At 71.8% G+C, this 6,554-nt stretch carries 7 protein-coding genes and 1 pseudogene; 5 read left to right on the top strand and 3 right to left on the bottom strand.

Translation table 11 applies throughout. The features are described from left to right. On the bottom strand, positions 1 to 671 hold a 671-nt coding region (locus G3I65_RS23250; protein ID WP_160697989.1), incomplete at its 3' end, for a LacI family DNA-binding transcriptional regulator. A gap of 129 nt (positions 672 to 800) precedes the next feature. On the opposite strand from G3I65_RS23250, the gene G3I65_RS23245 reads away from it, so the two are divergent. After that, positions 801 to 2,087, top strand: coding sequence for an ABC transporter substrate-binding protein (locus G3I65_RS23245; protein WP_160697988.1), 1,287 nt, complete (start codon positions 801 to 803; stop codon positions 2,085 to 2,087). Between the two features lie 27 nt (positions 2,088 to 2,114). Further along, the gene (locus G3I65_RS23240) at positions 2,115 to 2,498 is read left to right on the top strand and encodes a hypothetical protein (RefSeq protein ID WP_160697987.1); all 384 of its coding nucleotides are present in this window, start codon (positions 2,115 to 2,117) and stop codon (positions 2,496 to 2,498) included. Here G3I65_RS23240 and G3I65_RS23235 read toward each other — a convergent pair. Continuing rightward, entirely contained in the window at positions 2,490 to 3,170 is a 681-nt protein-coding gene (locus G3I65_RS23235; RefSeq protein WP_160697986.1) for a TetR/AcrR family transcriptional regulator, read from the bottom strand. The two genes, G3I65_RS23240 and G3I65_RS23235, sit on opposite strands and share 9 nt — an antisense overlap. A gap of 66 nt (positions 3,171 to 3,236) precedes the next feature. On the opposite strand from G3I65_RS23235, the gene G3I65_RS23230 reads away from it, so the two are divergent. Beyond that, the gene (locus G3I65_RS23230; RefSeq protein WP_160697985.1) at positions 3,237 to 4,346 is read left to right on the top strand and encodes an NAD(P)/FAD-dependent oxidoreductase; all 1,110 of its coding nucleotides are present in this window, start codon (positions 3,237 to 3,239) and stop codon (positions 4,344 to 4,346) included. 4 nt (positions 4,347 to 4,350) lie between these two features. On the opposite strand, the gene G3I65_RS23225 is transcribed toward G3I65_RS23230, so the two are convergent. After that, the gene (locus G3I65_RS23225) at positions 4,351 to 5,712 is read right to left on the bottom strand and encodes an NAD-dependent succinate-semialdehyde dehydrogenase (protein ID WP_160697984.1); all 1,362 of its coding nucleotides are present in this window, start codon (positions 5,710 to 5,712) and stop codon (positions 4,351 to 4,353) included. Between the two features lie 109 nt (positions 5,713 to 5,821). Here G3I65_RS23225 and G3I65_RS23220 point away from each other — a divergent pair, with 109 nt between their 5' ends. Then, positions 5,822 to 6,256 (top strand): hypothetical protein, encoded by a 435-nt coding sequence (locus G3I65_RS23220; protein ID WP_160697983.1) that lies wholly within the window; start codon positions 5,822 to 5,824, stop codon positions 6,254 to 6,256. Positions 6,257 to 6,357: 101 nt separating this feature from the next. After that, positions 6,358 to 6,554 (top strand): annotated as a pseudogene (locus G3I65_RS23215) (hypothetical protein); the annotation flags it as partial.

Genomic DNA, 6,554 nt, shown 5'->3' with positions numbered 1-6,554 from the left:
CCGCCGGTCTCGAACGCGGGGTCCGGCTCGCGGCCCTCCGCCCGGCACACCGCGCGGTAGACCTCGCGATAGGCCGCGAGCCGCCGCAACGGCGTCGTGAAGCCGAGCGGGACCGGGTCGTCCTCGCCGATGAACGCGATCTCGCGGTGCCCGAGCTGGACCAGGTGCCGCATCGCGGTGACCGCCGCGGCGTGGTCGTCGATGCCGACCGAGTCCGCGCCGGGCTCCTCGGTGCCGACCGTGACCAGCGGGATGCCGAGCCCCAGCAGCAGCTCGCGTTCGGCCGCCGCGAGGGGCAGGGAGAGCACGAGCACCGCGTCGACCCGGCGGCGCAGCGGCAGGCCGGCGAAGAACCGCGCGCGGCCCGCGTCGTCGCCGAGGTTGTAGAGCAGCAGGCTGATCCCGGCCTCGCGCAGCACCCGCTCGACGCCGGAGATGAGCCGCGAGAAGTACCAGCGGTCGACGTAGGGGACGAGCACGCCGACCGTCCCGGTGCGGCCGGTCGCCAGGGTCGACGCCGCGGGCGAGACCGTGTAGCCCAGCTGCGCGGCGGCCGCCAGCACCCGGGTGCGCGTGCGTTCGGCGACGCCCGGGACCCCGCGCAGCGCCCGCGACACGGTGGCCGCCGAGACCCCGGCGAGCCGGGCGACGTCGTCGAGCCTGTCCGGCATCGGCACCGCCTCTCTGTTGCAAGCGCTTGCAACCAACCGCGTGACCGGGATTGACACCTGCCTTGATCAAGGCTAATCATCGATGCAAGCGCTTGCAATCGCGCGTCGCTGTCCGGCAAGGAGGCCGACATGCGCCAGCTCCTCCCCCTCGCGGGCGCGGCCGTGCTGGCCGGCACCGCGCTCGCCGCGTGCTCCTCGGCCGCGGGCCTGACGATCAACCTGTACATCTCGCCGGAGGACCACCTGCAGACGGTGGTCGACCGCTGCACCGCGGCGGCCGCGGGCAAGTACAAGATCGTCTACAACAAGCTGCCGCGCGGCGCGGACGGCCAGCGCGAGCAGATGGTCCGCCGGCTCGCCGCGGGCGACGCGTCACTGGACGTGCTCGGCCTCGACGTCACGTGGGTGCCGGAATTCGCCGAAGCGGGCTGGGCCGAGGAATGGACCGGCGCGAACGCGGAGGCGGCCACCCGGGACGTGCTGCCCGGGCCGCTGGCGACGGCCAAGTGGAACGGAAAGCTTTACGGCGCCACGAAGAACACGAACGTCCAGCTGCTCTGGTACGACGACCGGATCACGCCGTCGCCGCCGAAGACGTTCGACGAACTGATGTCGCAGGCGCAGCAGCTGAAAGCGGCCGGAAAGCCGTACCAGGTGGTGTTCACCGGCGCGCAGTACGAGGGGCTGGTCGTCTTCTACAACACGCTGGTCGCGTCGTCCGGCGGGCACATCCTGTCCGATGACGGCCGTTCGGTCGTGATGGACGACGGCGCGGTGCGGGCGCTGGAGCTCCTCAAGCGGCTCACCACGGCGGGGATCACCGACCCGTCGCTGACGAACCAGAAGGAGGACGACATCCGCCAGGCCTTCCAGCGCGGCCAGGCGGCGACCGAGCTGAACTGGCCGTTCGTCTACGCGTCCTACGCCAAGGAAAAGCCGCAGGAGCTGGCACACTTCAAGTGGGCGCGCTACCCGTCGGTGACCGCGGGCCGGCCGAGCCGGGTGACGATCGGCGGGTTCAACCTCGCGGTCAGCGCGTACTCCAAGCACAAGCCGGAGGCGTTCGAGGCGGCGCTGTGCCTGCGGAACGCGGCGAGCCAGAAGTACCAGGCGCTGGTCGACGGTGTCCCGCCCAGCATCGCGACGATCTACCGCGACACCAGTCCCCTGGACCCGGCGAAACCCGCCGACGCCAAGGAAAACCCGACGATGGCCGACCAGTACCCGATGAAGGACGACATCCAGGCGGCACTGACGGACGCCGCGGTCCGCCCGCTCACCCCCGCGTACCAGAACCTGTCGACGGTGATGTCGAAGGTCCTGTCGCCCCCGTCGGCGATCGACGTCCAGGCCACGGCTCAGGAACTGCGCGAGCGCCTGGCCGACGCCTTGGCCTCGCGGGGCATCATCCCCTGACCCGCCCGGCGGCCGTACGCTGGGAGCATGGGCGAATCGGAGGACCGCGGGATCGCGCGCGCGAACCTGGCCGACGAGCGCGACCGACAGGCGGACGAACGAGACCAGCGAGCCGACGAGCGCGAGCGGCGGGCCGACGAACGCGAACGGGTCGCCGACGAACGCGAAGCGCACGCGGACCGGCGCGAGCAGCGGATCAGGTACTACGAAGCCCGCTTCGAGGGCGGTGCGCACCAGGATTCGCAAGCGGTGCTGACCGAACTCGACGCGGAAGTCCTCGACCGCGCCGGCGACGAGGTGGCCCGGGCGAAGGCCCGCCTGATCGCGGCGTCCGACCGAAAGAGGCGCGAACAGGCGGAGATCGACCGCGAGGTGGCGGAGTCGATCAGGAGAAGCCCGGATTCACCGTGACAGGCACGCTCCGATGCCGTCGAGCAGGAAGTCGAGGCCCCGCCGGAAGGTCTCGTCGGCGTCCAGGTGGGCGGCGTCGCGGATGACCGTCGCCAGCGCCGGGTAGCGGCCGGTGGCCAAGGTTCGCTGCAGGTACGGCCCGTAGGACCGCTGCCACTGCTCCTTGTCCAGCCCGGAGCTGCGCTCGGCCCGGCGTTCGGCGGTCTCGCGCCGCACCGCGCCGATCACGTACGCGTCGACCGCGGAGACCACCGGCATGACGTCGTCCACGTCGACGCCGTCCATCGCGGACACCACGGCCTCGCCCTTGGCCAGCGCGTTCGGCCCGAGTGACGGCCGCCCGCCGATCAGGTCGGCGAACCACTCGTGCCGGCGGACGGCCTGCCGGGTGATTTCGGCCAGCGAAGTCAGCACCTCCCGCCAGCCGTCCCCGGTGGGCCGGATCCCGGCGTGGACCGCGTCGGCCATCAGGTCGAGCAGTTCCTCCTTGGTGGCGATGTAGCCGTAGAGCCGCATCGGCCCGACGTCCAGCGCCGCGGCGACCTTGCGCAGCGACACCGCCGCCAAGCCGTCCGCATCGGCCAGCCGGACCGCGGCCTGGACGATCATCTCCCTGCTCAGCGGGGCCGGCACCGGCCGTTCCGGCGGCTCCGGCCGCTCCCACACCACCATGCCGCGGACAATACAACGCCCTCTGCGATACAGTGTATCGAGCGATACAGTGAATCGGAGGACGTCATGGGGATTGCCATCGTGGGGGCGGGCTTGGGCGGCTTGGCCCTGGCCCGGGTGCTGCACGTAAACGGGATCGACGCCGTCGTGTACGAGCGGGAGGCGTCGCGCGAGGCCCGCGGCCAGGGCGGGATGCTGGACATCCATTCCGGGCAGCGAGCGCTGCGCGATGCCGGTCTGCTCGACCGGTTCTTCGAGATCGCCCGCGGCGAAGGCCAGGACATGCGCCTGCTCGAACCGGACGGCACCCTGCTGCTCCAGGAGGACACGCCGGACGACGCGCCGATGCTGCGCCCCGAGGTCGACCGCGCCGACCTGCGCGACCTGCTGCTCGATTCCCTCCCGGACGGCGCGGTGCGCTGGGACCACGCGTTCGCGTCGGCGGCCGACGGCGTCGCGCACTTCGCGAACGGCCGCACGGCGACGTACGACCTGCTGGTCGGCGCGGACGGCGCCCAGTCGCGGGTGCGGGCGCTGCTCACCGACGCCCGGCCGGTGCACGTCGGCCAGAACATGGTCGAGGTCGGCATCCCCGACATCGACCGCACCCACCCGGACCTAGCGGCGATGGTCGGCCGCGGCAACTACTGGGTGTTCGGCAACGGCATCTCCCTGGCGGCCCAGCGCAACGGCGACGGCCGCGTCCGCATCGGCGTCAACTTCTACAACACGGACGAGAACTGGTTCACCACGGCCGCCATCCCGTTCGACGACCCGGCCGCCGCCCGCGCCCGCCTGATCGACCTCCTGCCCGGCTGGCACCCCCGCATCACAGCGCTGATCGAGGCCTGCGACGACACCGTCGTCCCCCGCTCGATCACCACCCTCCCGACCGGCCTCACCTGGCCGTCCCAACCGGACACCACACTGGTCGGCGACGCGGCCCACCTGATGCCCCCGGTGGGCGAAGGCGCGAATATGGCGCTGCTCGACGGCGCCGTGCTGGGTCATGCTTTGGCCGCGCACCCGGAGGATTTTCCGGTGGCGGTGGCGGAGTACGAGCGGGAGATGTACGAGCGGACGGGGGCGGCCGCGCGGATGTCGGCGGAGATGCAGGAACTGCTGATGTCACCCGATGCGAGCCGGCGGCTGCTCGAGTTCTTCCAGCCGAGCTGAGGAGTCAGAGGCGGATGGGCTTGCGGTTCATGAACTCCTCGATCCCCAGCGGCCCCAGCTCCCGGCCGATCCCCGACCGTTTGATGCCGCCGAACGGAAGATCCGCCTCCGACCCGCCCGACTTGTTGATGTAGACCATTCCCGCCTCGATGCCCCGCGCGACCCGAGCCGCGCGGGCGCGGTCGGTGCTGAAAACGCTTGCGCCGAGGCCGAACGGGGTGTCGTTGGCCAGTGCGATCGCCTCCTCCTCCGTCTCCGCGCGGAAGAGGAGCGCGACCGGGCCGAAGATTTCCTCGTGGTACGCCGCCATTTCCGGGGTCACGTCGGTGAGCACCGTCGCCTCCAGGTACGCGCCCGGGCCGGGGAGGCGGTGGCCGCCCGCGCGCAGGGTCGCGCCGTCGCGGATCGCGCGGTCGACCTGGGCCGCGACCTCGTCCGCGGCGGACACGGAGGCCAGCGGCGGCAGCGTCGTCGCCGGGTCCGCCGGGTCGCCCGGGACGTAGTACGACGCGACGCGCTTGGCGAACCGGTCGGCGAACTCGTCGTAGAGCTCGCCCAGCACGATGATGCGCTTCGGCGCGTTGCACGACTGGCCGCAGTTGCGCATCCGGGCCGTCGCGGTGATCTTGACCGTTTCGTCCAGGTCGTCGGTGTCCAGCACGATCAGCGGATCCGAACCGCCGAGCTCGAGGACGCTCTTCTTGAGGTTCCGCCCGGCTTCGGCCGCGACGGAGATGCCCGCCTGCTCGCTGCCGGTCAGCGACACGCCCTGGATGCGCGGGTCGGCGAGGATCCACGGGACCTGCCGGCTGGACGCGAAGACGTTCACGTACGCGTCTTCGGGCACGCCGGCGTCGCGCAGCACGCGCTCGATGGCCACCGCCGAGCGCGGGCAGATCGACGCGTGCTTGAGCAGGATCGTGTTGCCCAGCACCAGGTTCGGCGCGACGAACCGGGCGACCTGGTAGCACGGGAAATTCCACGGCATGACGCCGAGCAGCGGCCCGATCGGCTCCTTCGTCAGCACGGCCTCGCCGCTGCGGATCGGCAGCGGCTCGTCGGCCAGCAGCTCCGGGCCGCGCTCGCCGTAGTAGCGGAAGATGTCGACGACGACGCCGACCTCGCCGCGGCCTTCGTTGATCCGCTTCCCCATTTCGAGGGTCATGATCGCGGCGAGCTCGTCGGCGCGTTCGGCGAACAGGTCGGCGGCGCGGCGCACGATCGCGGCCCGCTCGGCGACGGGCCGGGCCCGCCAGCCGGCGTACCCGCGGTGCACCCGGCCGATGGCGGCGCGGACCTCCTCGTCGGTCGCGTTCGGGATCTCCTCGACCCGCTCCCCCGTCGCGGGGTCGATGACTGAGTACATGGCGGCCTCCGTATCCGACGTGGCTACTGCATACTGTATACACTATTGGACCAGTGATCGACACCCGCGCGGCGGTACTCCCTGGCGCGTGATCGCCTATCGTTTCCCCATGACGCTGGAGATCACCGGCGGCCACGAATTCGACGCACTGGCAACGGAAAGTGCTCGCTGGACCCGCCACTACGCGGGCGGCGAGGTCACGTTCGGCTGCCCGGGGCGCCCGCCGGAACGCACCCCTCGGGTCTGGAGCGGCCGCGGCCTCGGACTGGTGGAAGCCGAGCTGCCCCGCTTCGCCCGGCAGCTCGCCCGCGCGATGAAGCACCCGGCGTACTGGGAGGCCAGGGTGCCGGGCGCGGTCCAGCGCTGGTCGCGCGGCCGCTACGACGACGAAGACGGCTTCGTGTACTTCCTGGGCCCGTGCACGCACGGTGATCCGTGGCCGGGGTACCGGCCGGCGCACGCGTTCACCATCGCGCTCCCCCACGTCCGCGGGCTGCGGATCCGGCTGGCCGCCTACCTCGCGGCGGCCCGTCAAACGACGTGAATGACTCATTCATGTCGTCAGACGAGGTGAATGAGTCATTCACGGCATCGGGACGCCGCCGGATCCGCCGGGTCGCGTATGCCGGCGCCGTCGCTGCCGTGGTGAGCGGTATACCGTCGACCGCGCACGCGCTCCTTACCGGCGGTGACGTCCTCGCCGCCACGCGCGCCGCGGGCACCCTCGTCCCCCGCCGGCGCGACCGGCCCGGCGTCGCCGCCGGACTGGTCGCGCACGTTCTCATCACCGCCGGGTGGACCGGCGTGCTCGCCATCGCGCGCTGCCACGGCGTCACGCGCGG

This window comes from Amycolatopsis sp. SID8362 (assembly GCF_010550475.1).
Classification (GTDB): domain Bacteria; phylum Actinomycetota; class Actinomycetes; order Mycobacteriales; family Pseudonocardiaceae; genus Amycolatopsis; species Amycolatopsis eburnea.
This window is presented reverse-complemented; position numbering and strand designations above follow the sequence as displayed.